The 24900-nt window shown below is 40.2% G+C and carries 17 protein-coding genes and 1 tRNA gene; 2 read left to right on the plus strand and 16 right to left on the minus strand.

What is annotated here, in order from left to right; translation table 11 throughout:
- Positions 1–130: 130 nt before the first annotated feature.
- The 9 genes from DWW52_RS08830 to polA form a co-directional block, all read right to left on the minus strand.
- Positions 131–1312: a FecR family protein gene (locus tag DWW52_RS08830; RefSeq protein ID WP_118715126.1), complete on the minus strand. Its 1182-nt coding sequence runs from the start codon at positions 1310–1312 to the stop codon at positions 131–133.
- Between the two features lie 84 nt (positions 1313–1396).
- The gene (locus DWW52_RS08835) at positions 1397–1948 is read right to left on the minus strand and encodes an RNA polymerase sigma-70 factor (protein WP_255418977.1); all 552 of its coding nucleotides are present in this window, start codon (positions 1946–1948) and stop codon (positions 1397–1399) included.
- Between the two features lie 94 nt (positions 1949–2042).
- Positions 2043–2113, minus strand: a tRNA-Gln gene (locus DWW52_RS08840).
- A gap of 61 nt (positions 2114–2174) precedes the next feature.
- Positions 2175–3824: a S41 family peptidase gene (locus DWW52_RS08845; RefSeq protein WP_118715128.1), complete on the minus strand. Its 1650-nt coding sequence runs from the start codon at positions 3822–3824 to the stop codon at positions 2175–2177.
- Between the two features lie 58 nt (positions 3825–3882).
- Positions 3883–4107, minus strand: coding sequence for a membrane protein insertion efficiency factor YidD (gene yidD, locus DWW52_RS08850; protein WP_370449500.1), 225 nt, complete (start codon positions 4105–4107; stop codon positions 3883–3885).
- Positions 4064–4489, minus strand: a complete 426-nt coding sequence (gene rnpA / locus DWW52_RS08855) for a ribonuclease P protein component (RefSeq protein ID WP_118715130.1) — start codon at positions 4487–4489, stop codon at positions 4064–4066. The genes yidD and rnpA overlap by 44 nt, the downstream gene beginning before the upstream one ends.
- 51 nt (positions 4490–4540) lie before the next feature.
- Positions 4541–5305, minus strand: coding sequence for a uroporphyrinogen-III synthase (locus DWW52_RS08860; protein WP_118715131.1), 765 nt, complete (start codon positions 5303–5305; stop codon positions 4541–4543).
- Positions 5306–5341: 36 nt separating this feature from the next.
- Positions 5342–6139 (minus strand): DUF4271 domain-containing protein, encoded by a 798-nt coding sequence (locus DWW52_RS08865; protein WP_118715132.1) that lies wholly within the window; start codon positions 6137–6139, stop codon positions 5342–5344.
- Between the two features lie 25 nt (positions 6140–6164).
- Positions 6165–8864, minus strand: a complete 2700-nt coding sequence (polA, locus tag DWW52_RS08870) for a DNA polymerase I (RefSeq protein ID WP_118715133.1) — start codon at positions 8862–8864, stop codon at positions 6165–6167.
- A 551-nt stretch (positions 8865–9415) separates the two neighbouring features.
- Between polA and DWW52_RS08875 the strand changes: the two genes are divergently transcribed.
- Together DWW52_RS08875 and DWW52_RS08880 are read left to right on the plus strand one after the other, a co-directional pair.
- Positions 9416–10867 (plus strand): tryptophanase, encoded by a 1452-nt coding sequence (locus tag DWW52_RS08875; RefSeq protein ID WP_118715134.1) that lies wholly within the window; start codon positions 9416–9418, stop codon positions 10865–10867.
- 400 nt (positions 10868–11267) lie between these two features.
- Entirely contained in the window at positions 11268–12362 is a 1095-nt protein-coding gene (locus DWW52_RS08880) for a bifunctional 3-deoxy-7-phosphoheptulonate synthase/chorismate mutase type II (RefSeq protein WP_118715135.1), read from the plus strand.
- A 187-nt stretch (positions 12363–12549) separates the two neighbouring features.
- Here the strand turns inward: DWW52_RS08880 and DWW52_RS08885 are convergent, their stop codons facing one another.
- From DWW52_RS08885 to ade, 7 genes are all read right to left on the minus strand, one after another.
- Positions 12550–13977, minus strand: coding sequence for a TlpA disulfide reductase family protein (locus DWW52_RS08885; protein WP_118715136.1), 1428 nt, complete (start codon positions 13975–13977; stop codon positions 12550–12552).
- 21 nt (positions 13978–13998) lie between these two features.
- Complete coding sequence (locus tag DWW52_RS08890) at positions 13999–15489, minus strand: RagB/SusD family nutrient uptake outer membrane protein (protein ID WP_118715137.1); 1491 nt, start codon at positions 15487–15489, stop codon at positions 13999–14001.
- Between the two features lie 13 nt (positions 15490–15502).
- On the minus strand, positions 15503–19093 hold the full coding sequence (locus tag DWW52_RS08895) for a SusC/RagA family TonB-linked outer membrane protein (protein WP_118715138.1): 3591 nt from the start codon (positions 19091–19093) through the stop codon (positions 15503–15505).
- A gap of 103 nt (positions 19094–19196) precedes the next feature.
- On the minus strand, positions 19197–20339 hold the full coding sequence (locus DWW52_RS08900) for a FecR family protein (RefSeq protein WP_158582533.1): 1143 nt from the start codon (positions 20337–20339) through the stop codon (positions 19197–19199).
- A gap of 65 nt (positions 20340–20404) precedes the next feature.
- A complete protein-coding gene (locus DWW52_RS08905) occupies positions 20405–20983 on the minus strand; it encodes an RNA polymerase sigma factor (protein ID WP_158582534.1) in 579 nt (192 codons plus the stop codon).
- A 432-nt stretch (positions 20984–21415) separates the two neighbouring features.
- A complete protein-coding gene (gene uvrC, locus DWW52_RS08910) occupies positions 21416–23221 on the minus strand; it encodes an excinuclease ABC subunit UvrC (protein ID WP_199691976.1) in 1806 nt (601 codons plus the stop codon).
- 4 nt (positions 23222–23225) lie between these two features.
- A complete protein-coding gene (gene ade, locus DWW52_RS08915; RefSeq protein ID WP_118715141.1) occupies positions 23226–24842 on the minus strand; it encodes an adenine deaminase in 1617 nt (538 codons plus the stop codon).
- Positions 24843–24900 lie beyond the last annotated feature (58 nt).

Raw genomic sequence — 24900 nt, forward strand, 5'->3', positions numbered from 1 at the left:
ATTTACAATTATTTAAATAAACAAAATATGAAGGTGTAAAAATGAAAAATCAATCATGGTCTTTAGTTTATTCACATGAAAAAACTAACTAATAAACGTTCGTTTATTAGTCTCCATAACATACTTGTTTCTAATCGTTTATCTTGAATACAATTATACTATGATCGGCTTGAAGCGAATAGGTAATCTCGTTCGTTAATTTCAACATATCCAACACTTTAAGAGCATTTTCATATTTCCGTATTTCCCCAGAAAAACGATAATCATACAAATCAGGGGTATTACAAACGATCGTAATATCATACCAACGAGATAATTTAGCAATGATTGACCTGAAAGATTCTTGTTCGAAAAAGAATATCCCGTCTTTCCAAGCTGTCGAAACTCGAAGATCAACCTCAGTTGTTTTATATTCCTGAGTTTTCAAATCTATACAGAATTGCATTCGGGGTGTCAATTGACTTATCAAGAACTCGTTTTTCTCAATATTCACTCCTCCTTCCACCAAAGTAACTTTACACTCCGGTTCGTCACTATAAGCCATGACATTAAAAGCAGTTCCCGTCGCCCGGATATCAATGCCACATGCTTTCACGCAAAAAGGCCTAGTCGTGTCATGGGCCACTTCGAAATACGCCTCCCCTTCTAAAATAACCTCCCGCTTGTTACCGGGAAATCGAACCGGAAATATCAATTTCGAATCAGAATTCATCCATACTTTTGTCCCATCAGCCAACGTGATTTGATATTCTCCTCCCCGGGGAATAAACAATGTATTATAACGAGTCACGGAATCCAAAGGTATACCCCCCTCATCTTGATAAGAAACCTCCCCTATTTGAGTGTTCCGGATCACGGTTCCATCCTCTTCTTTCAATAAAAGTTGTTTATCCAAAAATATCTCATTCCCATTATCTAGCGTCAAAAAAGCCTTTTTCCCTCCCGCTTCCATCCCGGATTGTACAACAACCGGAAAGCCTACAGGCTTATCAACTAAAAACCAAATTACCGGAATACTCGCCATAATGATTAACACGACCGCAGCATAACGTAACAATTGTAATCTCCTGTTTCTATTGCGCTGTTGCCGCCAAACAATGAAATCTTCCCATGTGTATCGCTTACTGATCTCTTCTCTTAAAACAGCTTTCTGGGCAAAGAAATGAGGATCATTTAGATCTTTCATCACTTTCTCGCTCGACTTATATGTTTTCCGCCAAACTTTTACTGTTGAATCCATATCAGATTGATTCAGTATATGTTTGCCAATCCGTCGTGCAACTCTTATCCATGATTGAATATCCGATTTCATATCAAATGTTTTAATCCTTCTACTATAGAACACTTCAGGAAGAAAACAGAATGACAGTAAATATTATTTTTTTACAAATTGATATCAGGGGACCAAAGCAAGTAACAGAAAACGCAAATGTTCCAATTTCTTACGAAGAATAATGTAACTTCTTGCTTTATGCGTTTTTATCGTATTCACGGATACTCCGAATTCTTCTGCAATTTCTTCATTAGAAAATCCATCCAAAGAGCGGAGTATAATCTTCCGGGACGTTTCCGAAAGTTTATCTACTTCTTTAAGAACAATATCCGCAACTTCTTCTCGGATAACATTCTCCATAAAATAATCTTCCGTTTCCCAATCTTCAGGTAATGAATTAAGATACCTATCCCGGATATTTTTGTGTCGTAACTGGTTCAAACATCCATTACGAATACTTTTATAAAGAAAAGCTTTTAGAGAAACCTCATCCTCAAAATTATTCTGACACTTCCAACAATTGATAAAAGCCTCTTGAACGATATCTTTACAAAGATCCTCATCTGCTATATATTTAAGCGCAAATTGAAGATACAACGGAAAATTTTCTGTGAAGAAATCTTTCTGCTTTCGCTCCGTTGAGAGCTCTCTTGTATGAATCGCCTTTTCACTCACGCGACAAAAATAACAACTATTGATTAACCTACAAGAATATTCAGAAACTAAAAATCCCTCATAGTTTAAAACTACAAGGGATTTTTGCTTTTTGTTGCCCCACTAGGATTCGAACCCAGACAGACAGAACCAGAATCTGTAGTGCTACCATTACACAATAGGGCAATTGCGCTGCAAAGATAGTAGTTTTTTGGAATTTCAAAAAACTACTATCTTTTTTTTTGCGTTATCTCAATATTTTTTGATATTCCTCGTTATTGGATAGTATTTCCAAAGCTTTCAGAATGTCTTTATCGTTCCGAATGTGATATTCAATCACCCCTTCCTGCATATAATAACGTTCCATTAACTGATCCGCCAAAACATCGGATATCTCTTTCTTGAAAACGTCCAAGTCCCGATCGATTGAATGTCCCAGACTACTCTTTAATTGCTCTAATTGAGTGGAAATCTGGTCATAATATTTCTCATCTTGTGCGGTCTTTACCAACTTATCCAAAACAGTCTGAGAAGCTGTCTCGTACTCAAACTTATGCTTTTTCAAATACTCCTTAAATTCGTTGAATAACTCGTCCGACAACACGAATTCAGCTGGAGAAGCAATCGTGGGATGTGCAGCAGCATATTCATTCACGAAATCGAAAATCATATCCTGCAACACCAATTCCTGAGTCACCCTAGCATATTTCTCCGGCTCGATCTTCACGTCTGGGGTAATACCTCCCCCGTCATACACGGTCCTCCCAGCCTGGGTTTTAAAAGGCTTAATTAAAGAATCGGGAACCGTTCCCACACTACCGTCCGGGTTACGATGAGAATAATCCACCGCTTGGATACAACGTCCGCTAGGAATGTAATATTTAGCCGTCGTTACTTTCAATTTCGTGTTGTATACCAAATCGCGGGTAGTCTGTACCAAACCTTTCCCGAAAGAACGTTCCCCAATCACGACAGCCCGGTCATAATCCTGCAAAGAACCGGAAAGAATCTCAGAGGCCGAAGCCGAAGTCCGGTCAATAAGAACAGCCAGTTTCATATCGGGCAATAACGGATTCTTCGAGGTGAAATACTCTTTATCCCATTGTTTCATTTTCCCTTTCGTACTCACGACTAAAGAACCCTTCGGCAAAAAGAAATTGGCAATTTCCACGGCCTGATCCAATAATCCTCCCCCATTTCCGCGAAGATCAAGCACAAGCGATTGCGCTCCCTTGCTCTTTAGATCCATGATAGCACTCCGTACGTCATCGGCAGCCTTATCCGTGAATCCGGTGAAATAAATATACCCGATCTCGTTATTCAACATCCCGTAATAAGGCACACTAGGAACCTGAACGACTTCCCGCAGTACCCGTTTTTCGAGCGGTTTATCTTCTCCAACCCGTTGCACTTTAAGCACAACTTCTTTACCCGGTTGTCCTTTCAGACGGGAACTCACGTACTCCACATTCTTTCCTTTCATGCTTTCCCCGTCAATCGACAAAATTAAGTCACCCGGAAGTAAACCCGCCTTATACGAGGGTGATCCCTTGTAAGGCTCGCGAATCACGACATAATCGTCTTTCATGCCAATAATAGACCCGATTCCCGCATATTCTCCCGTCGTCATCATTTTGAACTCGTCCAACTTGGTCTCTGGGTAATAAACCGTGTAGGGATCTAATTTCTTCAACATAGCATCGATACCATCTTGTACCATTTTCTCCGGTTGCACCTCGTCCACGTAAAAAAGATTCACGTCCCTGAAAAGCGTGGCAAAAATATCCAATCCTTTACTGATTTGAAATCTTTTATCGTCCTCTTTCAAACCAAGAACCCCGAAAGCCAACAGTAATACTCCCGAGATGAAAATAATTATGCGTGTATTTTTTCTCATAATCTTATTTTAATAACAATCTAGCGAAAATAGTATATATCCTCTAAAATAGCAAATTTCACGGGACCGGATCGTATCCAGAACCTCCCCAAGGGTGACATGAACAGATCCTTTTTATTGCCAAGTATAGCCCTTTTACCGGTCCATGTTTCCGTAAAGCTTCCACCGCGTACTGAGAACACGTGGGGGTATAACGGCAACTCGGGGGTTTCCAGGGAGAGATACAATACTGATAAAATTTAATGGGTATCAGCAATATCACTACCACTATCCTTTTCAATATAGACCACAATTTTTTTAATAGCACCGGTTATCGCTTTTTCAATTTTACCAAATTCAGCTATCTCGTTATGCAAATATATAAACAATATATCCATTGTTTTATCTCCCGGAATACAAGAGTATAAACTATTTTTATTCAAACGATAAGCTTCCCGGATCAAACGCTTTACCCGATTACGCTTCACGGCTCGTTTGAAGCGTTTTTTAGAGACACTTACAGCGATTCGGGCCGGAAAATCCTTTTCTCCCCTGGGATATAACCGGATAACTATTCGCAACGGATAACTCACGAAACTATACCCCGAGGACAAAAGTTCCTCGAACCCGCCTTTACGGCACAGTCGTTCTTCTTTACAAAACGTGTATTTTATCGTTTCATCCATAATGCAAATGCAAACATACAAAAAATGGACATCGTTTGATGTCCATTTTCTTTATTTCGCTTTATTTTCTTTGTTGTAAGCCCTAATGAACTGCTCCAGCGCCATGGTCATCGAGGGCGCCTTTTCCGTCGGGGCTTTTATATCAAGCCTCAACCCGGCCTCCTCCACGGCTTCAGCTGTCGCCTCTCCGAATGCGGCAATAATCGTCGTACCCTGCTCAAAATTCGGGTAATTATAGAACAACGATTTTATCCCGGCCGGCGTGTAGAACGCAAGAATATCAAACTCTTTCAAATCCGGTATTTCGGCAGCTACATCACTGGATACGGTCTTATAGAAAATTGATTTCGTGTACTTCAAATGCAACTCATCCATAAGGGCTGGGATATTCTCTTTGTGCACATCTGATACCGGAACCAGAAAGTTTTCGGTCTTGTGCTTCAAAAGAATTTTCGTCATATCCTCCACTTTCTTGTCCCCATAAAAGATCTTCCGCTTTCGATACACGATATATTTCTGCAAGTAAAAAGCAATAGCTTCGGATATACAGAAATATTTCATCGTGTCGGGAACGGTCACTCTCATCTCCGTGCAAATACGGAAAAAATGGTCAATGGCAGTACGACTAGTAAAAACGATTCCGGTAAAATCAAGAATATTGATCCTTTCCTGTCTGAATTCTTTTGCAGTTACACCTTCTACTTTTATAAAAGATTTGAATTCTAATTTCAATCCAAATTCTTCGGCCAAATCAAAATACGGAGATTTCTCGGTTGTCGGCTTTGGCTGCGAAACTAGTATCTTCTTTATTTTCAATTCTTTACGTTTTAAAATTACACTAACTTCTCTTGCTTATCCCAATAGCTTGTACACGACAAGAATCGGCAATATTTCAAGCCCACAAAGGTACAAAATCATATACAAAATTGAAACTCTATATCCATATAATATTTTAATCAATCTTATAAATCTAAAAATCAGAATGATTGCACCGATACTAAAAATAACATACACGAGCATATTAATCGCGGAAGCCTGTACATAGAACAATGCCAGTACAAAAGGCGAAACCGATAATCCCAAAACGATAGCACTTGTCCGCAAACTTAATATGATCTCCGAGGCGCAATGTCGTCCGTTGAACGTCCAGCCCAAAAAACGGATAAATCCTAACAAAACGATATAATACCCGAAAATTACAAGAAAAAATAACAACGCGTTCGAAAAAGCAAAAGGAGGCCCCGTCAAGAATGCAACCAGTAGCGCTAAGATTGAAAAAGAAAGACATACAGACAAAAAAACGACAAAATAATTCTGTCCTATCCCCTCCGGTTGCAACCCGACTCCTTTCTTCCGATTGAAAAAATAGACATAGACCGACGAGAGAAAACTCCTTCCCCGTAATCGTAACAAGGCAATAAAAATTAAAAAAACGACCGTGTAAGCCAATATTCCTGCCGTGAATCCGATATCCGTTTTTTCCCCGGCCAATGGCATACCCTCCACCAGTTCCACGTAATTCGTTGTTGTATCCACGAGGAACATCGGCCTCAAAGAAACCGTATCTTTAAACAACGATGTAGGCAACACGACAGAATCCTGCACGCTCGTGATGCTATCAACCACTACATTTACTTGTTCATCCAACATACCCAACTACATCTTTATATACTGATTAATGAGCCTCATACCAGCTTTTCCCGTACCCGGTTCCCACGGTGAGAGGAACAGAGAGACTTACGACATGCTCCATACAATCCACCACTAAATTCTTCAACTCATCGATTTCCTCATGGTGACATTTAAAATTCAACTCATCGTGTACCTGCAATATCATCTTGGAACGTAATCCCCGTTCTTTCAACTTCTGGTGGATGCAGATCATCGCTTTTTTAATAATATCAGCAGCCGAACCCTGAATCGGTGCGTTCACCGCATTTCGCTCGGCCACCCCACGCACCACGGCATTCCGGGAATTAATATCTCTCAGATAACGTCTACGCCCCATGATCGTCTCCACGTATCCCTTTTTTCTAGCCTTTTCGACCGACTCCTCCATGTAACGTTTCACCCCGGGATAAAGTTCAAAATAACCATCAATCAACTCTTTCCCTTCTTTCCGGGAAATTTTCAACCGCTCGGCCAGCCCCCAAGCTGAAATACCGTATATGATCCCGAAATTGGCCGTTTTCGCCCTTCGTCTCATTTCAGGAGTAACCTCACTCAAAGGTACATGATAAATCTTGGATGCCGTCTCCGCGTGTATGTCCTCCCCGTTCAGAAAAGCATCTATCAACCCGGGAGCCCCGCTCAAATGAGCCATTAACCTTAATTCCACCTGGGAATAATCGGCAGAGAAGAACCCGTACTCCGGGTCACCCGTGATAAATGCTCTACGAATATTACGTCCCTCTTCCGTCCGGATCGGAATATTCTGTAAGTTCGGGTTCAAACTACTCAATCGTCCGGTAGCCGCCTCCGCCTGATTAAAATGAGTATGGATCTTTCCTGTCGCCGGATCAATATACGTGGGCAACGCTTCGGCATAAGTCGTCAACAATTTCTTTAATCCCCTGTAATTAAGAATGTGCCCCACAATCGGATGCGCTTCTTCCAATTTAGACAACACCTGTTCGGAAGTACTATATTGTCCGGTCTTCGTTTTCTTGTCTCCCGGATCAATATTCATCTGGTCGAACAATATCTCCCCTAACTGTTTGGGAGAACTGATATTAAATTCTTTACCGGCAATCTCGTATATAATTTTTTCTTCTGTCGCAATTTTAGTTTTCAACTCCCCGGACAATTCGTCCAAAGCTTTCTTATCAATAGACACCCCCTCGTATTCCATGTCAGCCAAAACAGCAACAAGAGGCATCTCAAGTTCTTCGAACAACTTGTAAAGCCCAACTTCCTTCAAAGCTCCTTCCAACTTCTCTTTCAAACGGAATAATATATCCGTCCGTTCGGCAAAATCCTTATCTTTTTTAGTCTCTTCTTCCGGGAATAAAGACAATTGCGGGTTTTCGGTATTATCTCCTTTTATCAAACGATAATTCAACAATTCCAAGGCTACCCGTTCCAACTCGTGAGAGCTATCCGGTTGCAGCACGTAATGCGCTATCTTTATATCAAAGATCTTATTCTGAATTTCCACTCCGGCACGTCTCAACCAGATGATATCATCTTTCACATCATTCGAGATCATCACCTTGTTCATATCCTCCAACACCGGCTGCAACAGACGAATCACCTCTTCCGCTTTCTCCTTCCCCGAAGGCAAACGCAAGTAACAGGCACTATTGGCAGCCGTTGAAAAACAGAGATAATCGGGATAAGAAGTATAAATCGTTCCCTCCCCGAAAATCGCGTTCATCACGAATTCCGGAGCCTCTTGCAAATTCCGGAACAACTCATCCCGTTCCTTTATAGTAGTAATTTCCTGATAATTAACTTCTTCTGGATGCATCGTATCCACAAGTTCCTCTTCGTGCTCTATCGCAAACACCCGCTTGGCTAACGAGAAAAGTTCCAACTCGTTGAAAATCGGTTTCAATACATCATCCTGTATCTCTCCAAGCCGTAAATCTTCGGCATTCACTTCTGTCGGGACCTCCGTGTTGATTGTTACCAACTCTTTGGATAAGAACACGGTACTCTGGCAGCATAACAAACGTTCTTTTTGCTTACCCTTCAACTCCTCGATATGCTGGTATACCCCCTCGATACTTCCATATTTATAAATTAACGTCGCTGCACTCTTCGGTCCGACCCCATCACATCCCGGTACATTGTCAGCCGTATCTCCCATTAATCCAAGGATATCAATCACTTGATCCACCCGTTCGATACCGAAGTGATCCAGTACCTCCGGAATTCCCCACACCTCGGACTTGTTCCCGGCACGTCCCGGTTTATACATAAATACCTTATCACTCACCAATTGGGCATAATCCTTATCCGGGGTAATCATGTACACCTGGAATCCCTCCTTCTCCCCCCGCTTGGCCAAAGTCCCGATCACGTCATCCGCCTCAAAACCACTGACAACAATCGATTTTATTCCCAATCCCTCGATTATATTCTTGATATAAGGCACTGATTTTTTCAGATCCTCCGGCATCGGGGGACGCTGTGCCTTGTATTGCGGAAACATTTCATGGCGGAAAGTAGGACCTTCCGGGTCAAAAACCACTGCCAGATGAGTCGGTTTTTCCAGTTCAAGCAACTCCAACAAAAAATTAAAAAAACCGAAAGTCGCCGATGTATTTATCCCCGTCGTCGTGATCCGGGGGTTATTGATAAACGCGTAATACGAGCGGTAAATCAACGCGTAAGCATCCAGCAGGTACAATTTTTTCTCCTCGTTAGTCATCATCTTTCCTTTTCAAATTAATCTTCACAAAGTTAGACTTTTTCTCCTAACTTTTCTTATACATTCAAGATAGAAGTGCAATTTTATAAGTGATGTTTTTGAACCCATAACATGAAAACACTTTTAATTCAACCTCTTTATTCCCCCCGACCTCACTTCTACCCATTTTCTTCTTATTTTCATATCTAAAAGGTATAAAATTCGAGAACTTGAGAAATATTTCATATATTTGTCTCGAAGAAAGAGAACAAAATGAACACAATGTACACCTCATATTACTATTTCTATTATTACTTTTCGGAAAAGTAAGAGGGGATATTGTGATCATTTATATAATATAAAGCCCCGAAATTCGGGGCTTTTTTCATTAATACAAATTGACATGACAATTACAAATTTATCACATACCGGCCGTTATTATTATTACTACTATTATAACCTCAACAATAGCTGGGATGACCTTGTATTACCTGTAAAAACATAAATAACACGTATTATATTCATTCAACCCGGCTGGTTTCAGCCGGGTTTTTTAATTTAAATCCAAAATCATGACAAACAACATCAAATTTTACAGCGGAGAAAACATTCCTTTAGAACTACACAAGGTTCGTGTCGTACAAAAATTGCACTTGGTTCCTATCGAGAGACGCCTCCAAGCCTTGGAAGAAGGAGGTTTCAACACATTCAAACTTAACACGACCGACGTGTTTTTAGACATGCTCACCGATAGCGGAACAAACGCCATGAGTGATAATCAAGTTGCCGCCATGTTCCACGCCGATGATGCTTACGCCGGATCACAGAGTTTCGTCCGCCTCCTGAAAGCCGTGCAAGAAGTTCTAGGAAAAGAATTTCTACTCCCCGTACATCAAGGACGAGCGGCGGAAAATATTATCTGCCGCACGTTCATCAAACCCGGTCAGATCATTCCGATGAATTACCATTTCACGACGGCACTCGCGCATATCACAGAGAATGGAGGAAAAATCGCCGAACTACTTTGTGACGACGCGTTGGACATCCAATCCGTGAATCCTTTCAAAGGAAACATCGACATCCAGAAGTTAAAGAAATGCATTCAGAAACATGGTGCCGAAAATATCCCGTTTATCCGTATGGAAGCTTCCACGAATTTAATCGGGGGACAACCGTTCTCAATCCATAACCTCCAACAAGTACGTGAAGTAGCGGATCAACACGGGATCATGCTCGTCTTGGATGCCAGTTTGTTAGGAGAAAATGCCTTTCTCGTGAAACAACGGGAAGAGGAATGGAAAAATACCTCTCTTTCCGAAATTCTAAAAGTGATGACCGGATTGGCCGATCTCGTTTACTTCTCTGCCCGCAAACTCAGCTCTTCCCGGGGTGGAGGTATATGCACGAACAACCGGGTTCTCTACTCGAAAATGGAAGCTCTCATCCCCCTCTTTGAAGGATTTCTTACTTACGGGGGTATTTCCGTGCGTGAAATCGAAGCCATGGCAGTAGGTCTTCGTGAAACACAGGACGAAACCATTATCCGGCAAAGCCCGGATTTCATTGCATTTCTAGTCAACGACCTGCAACAGAAAGGAATCCCAGTGGTTACCCCTGCCGGAGTTCTCGGATGTCACGTCGACGCCATGTCGTTCTGTAAGCATATCCCTCAAACAGAATATCCTGCCGGGGCTCTTGCTGCTGCCTTTTACCTGATTTCAGGAGTCCGGGGCATGGAAAGAGGAACGATTTCCAGTGTCAGAGACGAGCAAGGCAAAGAAATTCTGGCCGATCTTGAATTACTTCGTCTCGCTCTACCCCGGCGGGTATTCACGCTGTCGCAAATCAAATACGTGAGCGATCGTATGCAATGGCTATTCGATAATCGTCACCTGATCGGGGGCTTACAATTCGTATACGAACCTCCCGTTCTGCGTTTCTTCATGGGTTCCTTGATTCCCACATCTGACTGGCCATTACGCCTTGTTACGAAATTCAAGGAAGATTTTGGTGAAAGCCTTTAATCAAATAACAACAAACAACATAATTATACACAAATATTTATTGCTATGAAAATACAAAAAGGAAACACCCCAAAAAGAAACAAGAATTTACAACGTAATTCTTCTGTTTCAAAAAATACAAGTAAGAAAACAACTAGCAAAAAAGCGACAAAATTTACTTTTCAGCACGGTTCATTTTGTTGAATTTTCAGCATCAAAAAGTAATCACTGCCCCTCCAACTCCCCCTACGTAAAGGGGGAGTACTGATTTCCAAACGGTTTCCCCTCCTATGTAAGGAGGCGCTAGGGGTGGTAGTATACTCGTTAGATTCTTCTTTACCTTTGAAAATAACAACTCGCTCTTTTTCTCCGTTTTTAGAAAAGAAAAGAATATCTTTGAAACCTGATTTTACAATTAAAAATGATCACGTCATTGAAGATATCATCTTATTCCGACTGGAACCTGTTCACCCACCAGCAACGACCATTAGTCATTGCCGGACCTTGTAGTGCGGAAACGGAAGAACAACTTTTCAACACGGCAACTCTTCTGAAAAACAACGGTATAGAAGTCCTACGGGCCGGTATATGGAAACCACGTACCCGTCCGAATTGTTTTGAGGGGGTAGGAATAAAAGGATTACCCTGGTTACAGAACCTCCAAAAAGACTTGGGAATGAAAATCTCCACGGAAGTAGCCAACGCTCACCACGTGGAAGCCGCTCTAAAACACGGGATAGACATGTTATGGATCGGGGCACGTTCCACAGCAAACCCCTTTGTTGTACAGGAAATTGCCGAATCACTGAAAGGCGTTGATATCCCTGTTCTGGTCAAGAATCCCGTGAATCCGGACATCGAATTGTGGATAGGTGCTTTTGAACGCCTCTACTTATGCGGTATTACCAAACTGGGAGCCATCCATCGCGGATTTTCATCTTACAATAGTGCCCGCTATCGCAATACACCACAGTGGCAAATCCCTATCGAATTAAAGCGACGCATTAAGGATCTCCCGCTCTTTTGTGATCCGAGTCACATCAGCGGCCATCAAGAATACATTCAGGAAGTATCCCAAAAAGCCATGGACCTCGGTTTTGACGGTCTAATCATCGAATCACACGTGAATCCGGATCGCGCATTAAGTGATGCGCAACAACAAATTACACCTGATCAATTAAATGAAATTCTAACTCATTTAATTATCCGGGAAGAACACCCCAATAACTCGAACAACACGCTGATCATCGAAGAACTCCGAGAAAAAATAGATACCTTGGACAACACCATCATGGAAGCTCTTACCAACCGGATGAAAATCATTGAAGAGATCGGGATGTACAAAAAACAAAACAATATTACCATTCTCCAACCCGACCGTTGGGAAAAAATCCTTACCCGTGTTCTCGAAGAGGCGCGCAAAAACAACCTGAGTGAAGAACTTGTGGAACGGGTCTTTAAAGCCATCCACCAAGCCTCTATTGACAGGCAGACTGACATCATGAATAAACCATGATTTATTCTCTCGCCTTATCCAACAAACCGTGTTGCCGGATAGCCGAATAATTCTCCAACGCCCATTTCTGGCACTGCTCGATAGTGACCGTGTTCAACGAGTAATAGGACACGTCAAATACAAAACCGCCCCCTAATCGCTATATTCAACTTTTAGGGGACGGTTCTCAATGTGTAATAATCTCAGGTCATTTCAACTTGATCTTTTTCATACCGCTAAGACCTTGCACTTTTCTAGGTTTTGCCAACTGCTCTTCAATAAACGGTACTATCTTGCTATTGGAAGGCCGCATGGCATTGATCGTGATAATTCTACCATCTTGATCAAACATCATAAAACGAGGTATACCCACTACCATATATTCATTATACAGTTTATCTTTTAAAGCCCCGTCAACGATATATTGAGGCCACTCCGGCTTATCTTCATCAAGTTTCTTTTTCCATGCATCAACTTTACTATCGACAGAAACACTGACAAATAAAACTCGCGGATTATCCTTATACTGTTGGTATAGTTTCTCCATGTGAGGAATCTCTTCTACACACGGCCCACACCAGGTAGCCCAAATATCCATATAAACAAGCTTACCTCTCAAGTCTGAGAATTTTACCAGATTTCCATCCCGATCATGCATTTCAAAATCCTTAGCCAACGAACCCGCGGCAAGACTATTATCCTCTGATGGCAAGGGACGTGACTTTACGAAGGCCAAATGCGTCGGGTCTGTATTTATTCTATTGAAAATATCAACAAACTCTCTGGCATGCGCATTACCCCCACCCATATAGAACATCACGGCATAAAAATGAGAAACATTATTTTTAATCTCCTGATTTGTCACCAGTTCGTCCAAAATCAATAGCTTTCTAATAAATGATTTACTAGGGTCATCCCCAGCCTTGGCCCTGTTTTTTTCCTCCCAAGATATCCGTCTTTCCACCAGACCGGGGTATCCCAATGAAGCTTTTCGAGGGTCTTTCCTAAAAGTAACACTATCATTCAAATCAATTGATCTCATGAACTTGACATATCCGGGATCATCCAAGGTCAATTTTTTGTCACTTTTCCCGTATCCGATTTTACAAGAGATAACGTCTACATTCTTCTCAACCCGGTATTCTTCCACCAGATCCCGATCGCCTTTGATTTTATTCAGCATCCGGTCGAGTTCCTTATCCAGACGATCCAAAGAAGACGAAAATTCATCAAATGAATTAAATGTCTTTCCTTTAGCCCATCTGCGACCTGACAACTGATTTGCATGAGCGAATAAATAGGTATTAATATCTGTTCGGTCTCCGGCGAATTTTACTGTCGTCTCACCATTCTTATCTTTCGATACCTCCAATCGAACTTCCTCTCCTTTACCCACCAATACCGGAATCCGGATTTCATCAGGCATATTTATGGTAAACTTTTGGTTTTCATACCGGATCACCGGGTTAAAAACAAATGATCCGTCTTCCGCTATGCTAAGGGCCTCCCGGTCACAGCCTCCAATATTAATTTTTATTGTTTCGCCCTGATAATTATTAAATTTACCCTTGATTACCTGTGCGCTTATGGCAAATGCCCCAAGCAGCATAATACTTAACAATACTAACTTTTTCATACGTATTATAATTCTTCTTTATTATTTATTATCTAACCAATTTTCATTAAACACCAACACTTTCGGCGGAATCTGATAAACCAACCGGTCTTCTGTCAACGTGTAATTATTTACACCATCCGTGTGCGTGTAACCAGACTTCAAATCTTGAAAAAGCGGATCATTCCACAATCTCCTCATGTCAAACCAGCGAATTCCGGTCATCATATACTCCCGTAACCGTTCTTCCACAACAAAGCGAATCAATTTTTCCTGATTATCAATATCGTCAGGAATCACCGCCGTCTCTGCGGGCATCCGATGCCGACGAAAATATTCAAGATTCACACGTCCCTCGTTTTGTATAGAAAGATCGGTAGACCTGACCTGACATTCAATGAGCATCAAATACAGGTCAGTCATATCGGCCCCTAAACTAAAAGTTGTCCGACAAGGCAATCTTCTATATCCCTCCAAGGGAGTACCGGATGTAGCTTTATTCGAGAAAAACCTTCTTCGCAAATCATCCTCCCCGTATAAATCCATATACTCATCCTTCACAAAGAGCTTGGGTTGCCCTGTTGCGCTGGATATCGTACTGATCGCATACTGATAGTTGTAAATTACCTCTTTATTCGCACCGGTATTATTAGCAGGGAAACCGGAAGTCCAGGCATGGGGTTTAGAGGGATTATATCCCCATTGACTTATCATCTGATTGTAATCCCACAATTGAAGCCCGGTAGCATTAATTTCGGAGCATTTAAGTGCTTTCTCCAAAGCGATTCTCGCATTCTCGTAATCACCTTTCATCCAATAGGCTCTACCTAGAAAAAACCATCCCGCACATTGGTAAATCCGTAACGGATGATTCGTAGACTCAACGAGGTCGGGACAACTTTCTTCCAGTTCCTTGATGATAAAATCATAAACTTCTCGAACCGTATTCCTCTTCAGATTCTTCAAATTCATGTCTCCTTCTTCAATAATCGGAACACATAAATCTGAAGCTGACGTTGATTCATCATAAGGTTTTCCGAAATATTGTGCAAGAATCAAATACCTGAAAGCCCTGTTTACTCTAGCCTCAGCCTGAAGCTCCAACTTCCGTTTATCAGTCCCGCCCGTCGCATCCAACACGTCATTAATGATAACGTTGAAGGTATAAATTTGCTGATAAATCGAAGCCCATTCACAAGCATTATCTTCCTCGCTAAAAATCTTCCCCTCCCAACCGTAAGCCTGATTCATCTTGAAATCAAGGTAGGAGATCGAAGATTGTGTCGCGGTAAGTTCATCACTCATAAAGATATTGTAAAGAATATTCTCTCCCAACTTTGTTCCCAATTCAGTAACCAAAGAATAGGTAATCGAGGTTAACGTCGTGCTATTAAACATTCCATTGTAATGATCAATGGTTTCGGGAATATCTTTCCCCTTAGGTTTCAGATCCAGAAAATCTTTGCAACCTACAAGTAGCAGGATAGCACACGATATAACCACTAATCTGTAATGTACATGACTATATTTCATAGGCTTGCCTTATTTATTTAAAATTAACCGTAAGACCGAACGACCATGACGGGCCATACTTTGTTCCGCGCAATCCACTTCTGTATTGATGATATTCAGGATCAATCCCGTCATTATTAGCAGCAATCAACCATAAATTAGATGCTTGCGCCCGTAATGTAATCTTATCTGTATAAAGTTTATTACACAACCTTTTCGGTAACGAATACGACAAAGTAATATCACGTAATTTAACATAAGAAGCATCAAGTACGTTCACATCGGCAAACTCGTAAAAACTAATATTCCTTGACTTCGTTTGATTTTCAACCGATTTTGCAACATACTTCGGTACATCCGTAAATTCTTCATCCCCGGGTTCTCGCCAACGGTCCAGAAACTTTTTACTCACATTACGCGTCAGACGCCCGTACCAAAAATTATTTACATCACGACGCATCTTATGTCCGAAATTATACACGAACATAAACGACAAATCAAAACCTTTATAGGAGAAGTTATTCGTTAATGCTCCATACCATTTAGGTTGGGTGACACCAACAAATTTAACGGCTGCTTCGGTTAAGGATTCATCTTGATAATTAGAAATAATCTCTCCATCAGCATTGTAAACCTGAGGATTACCTTCATTACTCAAACCGGCCCACCGATATGCAAACAAACTATTACCCGCGTACCCTTCTGTATAGTCAAAATATACTTTCTTGCTTGCGGTCACTTTCCCGTCAATATTAAGCTTCAATACTTTATTGTAATTATTCGTCATGGTTAATGTTGTTCCCCAACTAAAATCTTGAGTAGTAATATTTCTCGTGTTAAGTGAAATTTCAAAACCCTGATTTTTCATATCACCGAAATTGGTATAAAAACTCTCCCATCCCAACGTTTGGTCTGTCGGTTTGGTAGCCAACAAATCAGTTGTCAACTTGTGGTACACATCAAGCGATAACGTTATCCGGTTATTGAATGCCACGACATCAATTCCACCGTTTATTGTCCTTGTTCGTTCCCAACGAATTTTATCATTTGCCGGGTACATGATCGCGTAACCAATCCCTAGCCCGGAAAACAGAGAACTCGTGTTTGATTCCAGAAGGTTATAGGGTCCTCCCTTGCCCGGTTTTGGAGAATTTCCACCTAGACCGTAACTAAACCGAAAATTCAAGCGACTCAGAAAATCAACCTGATCCATAAAACTTTCCTGTTTCAAATTCCAGGCAAACCCGACAGACCATATAGGCTTGAATTGAACACTGGGATCACTTCCGTACAAGTTCGACTGATCTACCCGGATACTTCCGTTAACCGTGTACTTACGGTCGTAAGTATATGCAACATTCGAATAGAATGAAACAAACCTCTTTTCGGTTTCACCTTGCGAGAATGTTTTCGTCTTCAATGTATTACGAGGAGTTCCGAAATTACTGTATACGGCACCCGAAATTCCATTCGTTTCAAGTTCCTTCTCATCGTAAGCCTGATAAGTTTGTGACTGCGGATCATATCCCCGTCGTGTACTTGAATTATTTGAAGAAAACGCCGATTGAATCTCCATTCCCGCGATAGCCGTTACCTGCGATTTATCCTGACCGAAAACATGATCGTAATTGAATTGATTTCTGATCGTCCAGTTTACCCCGTCAATATTAGACAACGTGTAAAGTCCCCCGGTCGTGGGAAGATAATACGTGGGCGCTGTTGTTGTCGGCGGGTTAGCCGGCTTGGTGAACCGTGCCAGCTCTATCCTGACTTTCGAAGAGTTTTGACTGTAAAATAACTCGCTCTTACTGTAATTCTGCTGGTATTGAAACCGACCTTCATACTTTAATCCTTGGGCTAGGTTCGCGACAATTCCCAAGTTTATCCGACCGTTGAACGATTTAGACTTATTAAATCCCTCTTTCATATCATCGAGCGGAACATAACTTAGGTCAAGAAGACTTTTCGTTTCAAGTTCTTCCTGATAATCCTTATAAAAAACAGTATGAGAATGATCAAGAGGATCACCCTGCTCGTCGGCTAACATCTCGTAAGGCAAAATAGAATTCACATTCGTATAGGACGGCATAATACCTATTTTCTTACTTTGCACGGAAAGATTTGTCGTCAGGTCAACTTTCAACCATTTTTTCAATTGAATATTATGTTTGAAATTAACCATGATCTTGTTGGTATTCGCCCGTTCTATATCCTGGTTATACTCGTAGCCGACCGATCCATAAATAGAATAAATATTGCTTGCCCCCGAAAAAGACAGGGTATGTTTCGTGAACAAGGCAGGTTGCATCAGGTATTTTTCAACCTGAGAACGATTATCCAACACCGCCAAAGCATTTAGTTGTCTGTCCCGTTCCGTCTCATCTATTTGGTTATTGGCACACATATACAGCGGCATTTCGTGAGGATAAACCAAAGCACCCCCGTTTTTGGTACTCACGCTCGACCAGGGATAACTGACCGGATCAAAAATTTCAACAGCCGACTTAATAATCTGAGCGCTATTCATAAGTCCCCTATAATCAAAATCAGGAAGACCTTTGTAAGTGAATGAACCGTCATAACTGATTCTAAGACGTCTATCTGCAAAATTCCCGGATTTAGTCGTAATCACGATTACCCCGTTAGCCGCTCTTGCTCCCCAAATAGAGGCGGATGTCGCATCTTTCAAGAATGTCACACTTTCAACATCATTACTATTTACAAGCTCTTCGATATTTCCCTCTTCCAACACAACCCCGTCAACAACAATAAGCGGTTCCCGCGAAGAATTAATTGAAGTAGTTCCCCTAATCAGAAACTTGTCTTCACCAATACCGTAATTTACACTGAGTCCTGGGGTAAGCCCTTCAAGAGTTTCAAGGATATTCCCCGTCAAGTTGGCCTTTCTTGACACCTCCTCACCCGAAACACGGGAAAACGAACCGGCACTTCTTTCCCTGGAAAGCGTCTGATAACCGGTAACCACAACATCCTCAAATTTCTGTATCTGCGCGGTCAAAATCACTTTATAGTTGTCTTTTTCTGAAACTTTCAGTTCTTGTGTTTGCATCCCTATAAATGAGAGAACAAATACCGGCTTTTCACCATTTTCCACGGGAATCTTAAACTCCCCGTTCAAATCTGTCGCGACACCTTTTTGTGAACCTTTAATCACGACATGAACTCCCGGCAACGGCAAACCACTTTCATCCGTCACCACACCCGTGATTAGTCGCACCGTTTTTACCGGTTGCTTAATTTCAGCCTTACGGATAATGACAACACTATCCTCAAAAACATAAGTCAACTTCAACGGGGCTAGAAACTCCTTCAAAACCTTGTCTAATTCCTTATTATCAGCCTTCAGAGACACTTTCCCTTTTGTTTCAATCAATTTATGATCATACAAGAAAACAACGCGAGCTTGTTTTCCTAATTCAGCGAAAATCTCCGAAAGCGGAGTATCCGTCAAATTAACCGAAACTTTAGTAGTCTGCGAAAAGGCAACCGAATGGACTGATAAAAGCGAAACCATCAGTAAAAAAAGCGATCGTTTCATCTTGATTAAAACTTTTCTAAAGGTCAATTCATCCCTCAACCTTTTTTTTCTTCGTTTTTTTTCCATAATTTTGTATTTGAGTATTATTACTTAGCAAATAACCTGAAGCGGCCAAGCAAAAAGGCTATTTTGCTGATTAAGCTTGCCGGGAAAATATTCCTTGGCAAGTTTATTTTTGTTTGACAATCAAATTTTTCCCATTCAAGTCAAATATTACATTGTTCGTATATTCAAATTTTTTAAGCAAACTCGTGAGACTATCATAACGAATAATCTTACCTGAACTTGTAAAACGCAACTCCTTGACAGATTCGTCCGCGTAAATCACATCCACATCATACCATAAAGATAACGTGGTTAATATATCCTCAAGCCTTGTATCGTTAAATTTATAGAAACCATTTTTCCAAGAAGCATATAATTCAGTATCCACATCCTCAATCTTTATCGACTTTGTCTCTTTTTCAAAAACAATTTGTTGTCCGGGCAAGACAATATGAGTATTACCAGAGCATTCCACTTCAATTTTCCCGTTAACAAGCGTTGTCCGGGTCGTTTTATAATCGGAATAAGCGTTGACATTGAAAGAAGTTCCCCGTACAACAATATTCATATCACTAGTCTTGACAATAAACGGTTTATCCGGATCGTGCGTTACCTCAAAATACGCTTCTCCTTCAAGAACAACCTGTCGGCTATCACCTGTAAAAGAGGTAGGATATTTCAAAGTCGATGAAGAATTCAGGTAAACTTTAGTTCCGTCTTCCAGCACAACGTTCCACTCCCCTCCTCTTTCCGTTTTTAGGGTGTTATATTCCACTCGTGAAGATTTACCTATATGTTGATATGTCAAAGTTTTATTACTAGATGAAACATTTATATGAGCTATTTCAGTCAAATTATTTTCTTTTACATCATCCAGATCCAACAAATTACCATCAGCCAGTTGTAACTGAACTTTCGGACACTCAACGCCATGATCCGAACCTACAGGCTCCGGACCATTCAAAAGCAAAGTAAAGAATGCAACGAGCATAAAAATAGCCGCAATCGAAGTTGATATCAGTATACGTCGGCGTATCATATTTTTACGTCTACGTCGTTTTAATCGTGATAATACAGTCACGTATTCCGATTTCCATTTTTCATATATTCCCTCGTCAAGGGAATATGAATCATAAGTTTTGATCTTTTGATACAACATTCTATGTTCATCCGATTCGGCCAACCATTCCGATAGCCTTTCCGCTTCCTGATCATTCAACGTTCCATCAAGACTTTTATTAATAATTATCCAATCTATCGAGTTCATCTTTGGGTTTGTTTGCATACATAATCCCAAAAACTCAAAAAGGTTTACAAATAGTAGCGATTTTTTTATTCCAAAAAATATTCCACGTATGCGCTAAATAAAACGAATAAAGCCGAGTCAGCGGCAAGTTGTTCTTTTATTTTCGATATAGCTCTATGTACCTGCACCTTAGCTGTATTTTCCGATATGGAAAGTTCTGAAGCAATTTCGCTAAATTTCATTTCTTTGATAAACCTCATTTTGGCTATCTGACGACACTTGTCCGGAAGATTTTCTATCGCAAGGTAAATTTTTTTCAACAACTCTTCATCGTCAATCCATTCAATCGACTCTGAATTCAATGTAGCCTCGACATAAAGAAGATTTCTACGATCCTCAACCTTCCGGTCCCGCAAATATTTCAAACAGGAATTACGAACAGATACAAATAACCAAGCTGAAAGATTACTCTGGGCAGACAATTTCCTGTTATTTTCGTATAAACTAATAAATACATCCTGAACAAGATCATGGGCAACTTCCGTATCAAAAACCATTCTCTCTGCAAAATGATGCAGCCGTTTGAAATAAATTTCAAACAACTGTTGATAGGCTGTCTCATCATTAGCCTTTAACCTTTCTATCAGAGTATTATTTTCATCCATGACATTGAAATACTCACAAAGATATAAAATTATCAAAAACGCACCACACAAAAAATCACACTTCTTATCCTTATTTTCACCTTTAACGACAAAAGTTGCATTATCTTGAACTACCACCCCTGTCCCCTCCTTACACAGGCAGGGAAACCGCTTGGTAATCATCCCTCCCTCTGTGTAAGAGGGAAATGGTAATTATTATTTATTTATTCAAAATCAACCGATTCTATCTTATTTCATCTTCGCTCTAACTCATGTTCAAAGCTTACATCTCTTCGTTATCTCTAGGATATACTTTCGATATACCTTCGTTCTATATAACAGTAATTTAAGAGTAGTATAACGAAAACATAACGAAGAGATGTAAGCTTATATAAATAGTAATTAATAAGTTACAACTACATTAAGAAAAAGAATATATGAAAACATGAATTTCTAGGAAGCAGGGGTATGAAAATAATTATACACGATCTTTGCTTTCGCCGGACCTATCGCTTTTACCAGTTCCTCCAGAGAAGCCTCTTTTATAGCATTCACCGTTTTAAAATATTGTAAAAGAGAGATTTCCGTCTTTTCTCCAATTCCTTTAATTTCGCTCAACACGCTGATTGTTTGCTTTTTCTCTCTTAACTTACGATGAAAAGTGATGCCGAAACGGTGCGCCTCGTCCCGGATATGCATCAATGTCTTTAATGCGACAGAAGTTTTTGCCAACAAATAAGGATCTTTATCTCCGGGATAATAAATCTCTTCCATTTGTTTAGCCAAACCGATGATAGGAACTCTTTCCAACAAATCCAACTTCCGCAAAGTTGCCACAGCCGAACTCAACTGCCCTTTTCCCCCGTCCACCACGATCAGATCCGGAAGCTCTCCTCCCTCCTCTAATACCCGGTGATAACGACGATACAGTATTTCTTCCATAGAAGCAAAATCGTTGGCTCCAATAACTGTTTTCACGTGGAAACGTCGATATTCCCGCTTGGCAGGTTTACCGTCAATAAACACAACACAAGAAGCTACCGGATTCGTTCCCTGTATATTAGAGTTATCAAAACACTCCATGCGATGCGGTAAACGAGGCAGCTTCAAGTCATTTTTTATCGTGTTTAACAGATCCAATTTCGTGTCTTGACGACGCAATCCGCGTTGACGTTCCCGATCCATTTTGAAGAATTTCACGTTCCGTTCAGACAATTCCAGTAATTGCTTTTTCTCTCCTCGCTGGGGAATAGCATAATTCATTCCTTCCATCAAAACGTCTGGATAGAATGGAACCAATACCTCTCTGGAATGACTATTCACCAACTGGCGAATCTCGATAATAGCGAAAGAAAGCAACGATTCCTTCGATTCGTCAAGTTTTTTCTCCAATTCAATAGTATGCACTTGATTTACAGCTCCATGTACAATTCGCAAATAATTCACGTAAGCATATTTCTCATCTTCCAAATAAGAAAATACGTCAATATCATTTATCGAAGTACTTACAATCGTGGATTTCGTCTGATGTGTCCGCAAAGCTTCAATCGCTTCTTTCATCTCTTGTGACTTTTCAAACTGAAGAGAAATAGCGTATTCTTTCATCTTCCGGGTCATGAAGTCAATCACAGAAGAAATATTTCCTTTCAAAATACTCCGGATTTGCGCTATATATTCCATGTATTCTTCTTCTTGGATATAGCCCACACAAGGACCTAAACAATTTCCTATATGATATTCCAGACATACTTTATATTTTCCACTATAAACAGCTGATTTATTGAGAGATAAATTACACGTTCTCAATTTATACAATGATTTAATCAAGGAAATCAAGGTGTTAGCGTATTTACCGGAAGTATATGGACCAAAATATTCGGAACCATTCCGGATAAATTTGCGGGTCGTAAAAACTCTTGGAAAAGTCTCTTTCGTGATACAAATCCAAGGATAGGTCTTGTCATCTTTCAGCAGGATATTATAGCGAGGCTTATATTTTTTTATCAGGTTATTCTCCAACAGCAGGGCATCTTCCTCGGTATTCACCACGATATATTTCAAATCTCGTATTTTCCGAACTAAAACCATAGTCTTGGAGGACTGGTTATTTTTCACAAAATAAGATGAAACCCTGTTTTTCAAATTTTTAGCCTTACCTATATATATAATTACTCCATTTGCATCAAAATATTGATACACTCCCGGACTTGTAGGTAATTTGCTGACCTTTTCTTTTAAACCAAATTCATCTTCTATCATAACATCACTTCACAAAATCAAACTTGTCAAAATCAAAGATTCCTTCCTCACCTATTTTTAATGACGGAATAACAATTAAAGCCATAAACGAAAGAGTCATGAACGGAGATTTCAAATCAGTTCCCATTTCTGCTAGAACTTCATTCAATTTCATATACTGGTCGGCCACTTCCCACCCGGATTTATTACTTATGATCCCTCCTATCGGTAAAGGTAGAGTATATAATTGATCTCCGTTATTCACTACCAACCCACCTTTCTCTTCAATTAATTCATTTATTGAACGCACTAAATCCGCATCTGTACAGCCTACTGCAATAATATTATGCGAGTCATGTGATATAGACGAAGCAAAAGCACCTCGCTTTAAACCTATACCCGAAATAAAACCCACCTGTGGTTTTGAATTAAAGTAACGGTTTAAGTAAACTATTTTCAATACATCCAAAGTTATATCCGACTGAAAATATTTAATACTATTTTCAATATGGAGTGTTTTTCGATCAGTCAGAATGCTATCAGGAATAATTTGAATACAGGGTATATCCCCACAAACATTCGTACAAATATCAATTTCGCTTATTTTGTCATGATGAAACACATTTAATAAAGGAACATCAACTATCTTACAATCCTTATTCATTCCTTTACTATACACTTCCTCCCCTTGAATAAAAGTAGAATCTATATCCAGAGAATCTATATCATTCAAAATAATAAAGTCTGCCGGATCACCAATATGCAATGTACCTATATCCAAATGATAAAAACGGACCGGATTGATACAAGCAATTTGCAATACATCAAAAATACCGAAGCCATCGGATAACGCTTTTTTTACTATTTTATTAATATGTCCCTTGTTCAATAAATCATCCGCATGTGAATCGTCCGTACAAAACATGACATAATCCGTGCTTGTTGCAATCAATGATTTGAGGGCTTCATAATTTTTTGCAGCACTTCCTTCCCGGATTATAACGTGCATTCCTTTCGATATTTTCTCTTCGGCTTCTTCTATTGTCGAAGATTCATGATCCGTTTCTATCCCGTGAACAATATATGAACTCAATGAATCACCTTTAAGTTCGGGAGCATGACCATCTATTTTCAAGTGATATTTCTTGGCAATTTCTATTTTTTCTATAATATCAGGATCATTATGAATCACTCCTGAAACATTCATCACTTCGGAAAGCATCGTGAACCGACCTGTACTTGCTAATTTTTCCGTGTCTTCTACCGATAAAATATGCCCCGGTTTATCAAATGAAGTAGCTGGAACGCATGACGGTATTCCCCAAAAGAACTTTAAAGGAGCCTTTTCTCCATTATCTATCATCAACTCCACCCCTTCAATACCCAAAACATTCGCAATTTCATGCGGATCGGCAACCACTCCTACCGTTCCATTCGGAATTACTAGTTGAGAAAATTCTGTGGGCATTAACATAGAACTCTCCACGTGAACATGAGCATCAATTAGTCCGGGAGATATATATTGATCATACGAATTAGAGTTTCTTTCTATAGCCACAATCTTTCCATCGGATATAGATATCGCACAAGGATAAAATTCCCTGTTATCTATGTCTATTAAATTTCCCTCTATAATTTTCATATCATTACTCGGTTTTATGTGACATTTTTTTACTCTACAAATCTCGCTTCGCAGCTAT

Source organism: Odoribacter sp. AF15-53 (assembly GCF_003479425.1).
Classification (GTDB): Bacteria; Bacteroidota; Bacteroidia; order Bacteroidales; family Marinifilaceae; genus Butyricimonas.

What these genes read in the sequence shown, in the direction of transcription:
- DWW52_RS08830 (WP_118715126.1), bottom strand. Translation starts at nt 1,312, where the DNA reads ATGAAATCGGATATTCAATCATGGATAAGAGTTGCACGACGGATTGGC.
- DWW52_RS08845 (WP_118715128.1), bottom strand. Translation starts at nt 3,824, where the DNA reads ATGAGAAAAAATACACGCATAATTATTTTCATCTCGGGAGTATTACTG.
- rnpA (WP_118715130.1), bottom strand. Translation starts at nt 4,489, where the DNA reads ATGGATGAAACGATAAAATACACGTTTTGTAAAGAAGAACGACTGTGC.
- DWW52_RS08865 (WP_118715132.1), bottom strand. Translation starts at nt 6,139, where the DNA reads ATGTTGGATGAACAAGTAAATGTAGTGGTTGATAGCATCACGAGCGTG.
- polA (WP_118715133.1), bottom strand. Translation starts at nt 8,864, where the DNA reads ATGACTAACGAGGAGAAAAAATTGTACCTGCTGGATGCTTACGCGTTG.
- DWW52_RS08875 (WP_118715134.1), top strand. Translation starts at nt 9,416, where the DNA reads ATGACAAACAACATCAAATTTTACAGCGGAGAAAACATTCCTTTAGAA.
- DWW52_RS08880 (WP_118715135.1), top strand. Translation starts at nt 11,268, where the DNA reads ATGATCACGTCATTGAAGATATCATCTTATTCCGACTGGAACCTGTTC.
- DWW52_RS08885 (WP_118715136.1), bottom strand. Translation starts at nt 13,977, where the DNA reads ATGAAAAAGTTAGTATTGTTAAGTATTATGCTGCTTGGGGCATTTGCC.
- DWW52_RS08890 (WP_118715137.1), bottom strand. Translation starts at nt 15,489, where the DNA reads ATGAAATATAGTCATGTACATTACAGATTAGTGGTTATATCGTGTGCT.
- DWW52_RS08895 (WP_118715138.1), bottom strand. Translation starts at nt 19,093, where the DNA reads ATGGAAAAAAAACGAAGAAAAAAAAGGTTGAGGGATGAATTGACCTTT.
- DWW52_RS08900 (WP_158582533.1), bottom strand. Translation starts at nt 20,339, where the DNA reads ATGAACTCGATAGATTGGATAATTATTAATAAAAGTCTTGATGGAACG.
- DWW52_RS08905 (WP_158582534.1), bottom strand. Translation starts at nt 20,983, where the DNA reads ATGGATGAAAATAATACTCTGATAGAAAGGTTAAAGGCTAATGATGAG.
- uvrC (WP_199691976.1), bottom strand. Translation starts at nt 23,221, where the DNA reads ATGATAGAAGATGAATTTGGTTTAAAAGAAAAGGTCAGCAAATTACCT.
- ade (WP_118715141.1), bottom strand. Translation starts at nt 24,842, where the DNA reads ATGAAAATTATAGAGGGAAATTTAATAGACATAGATAACAGGGAATTT.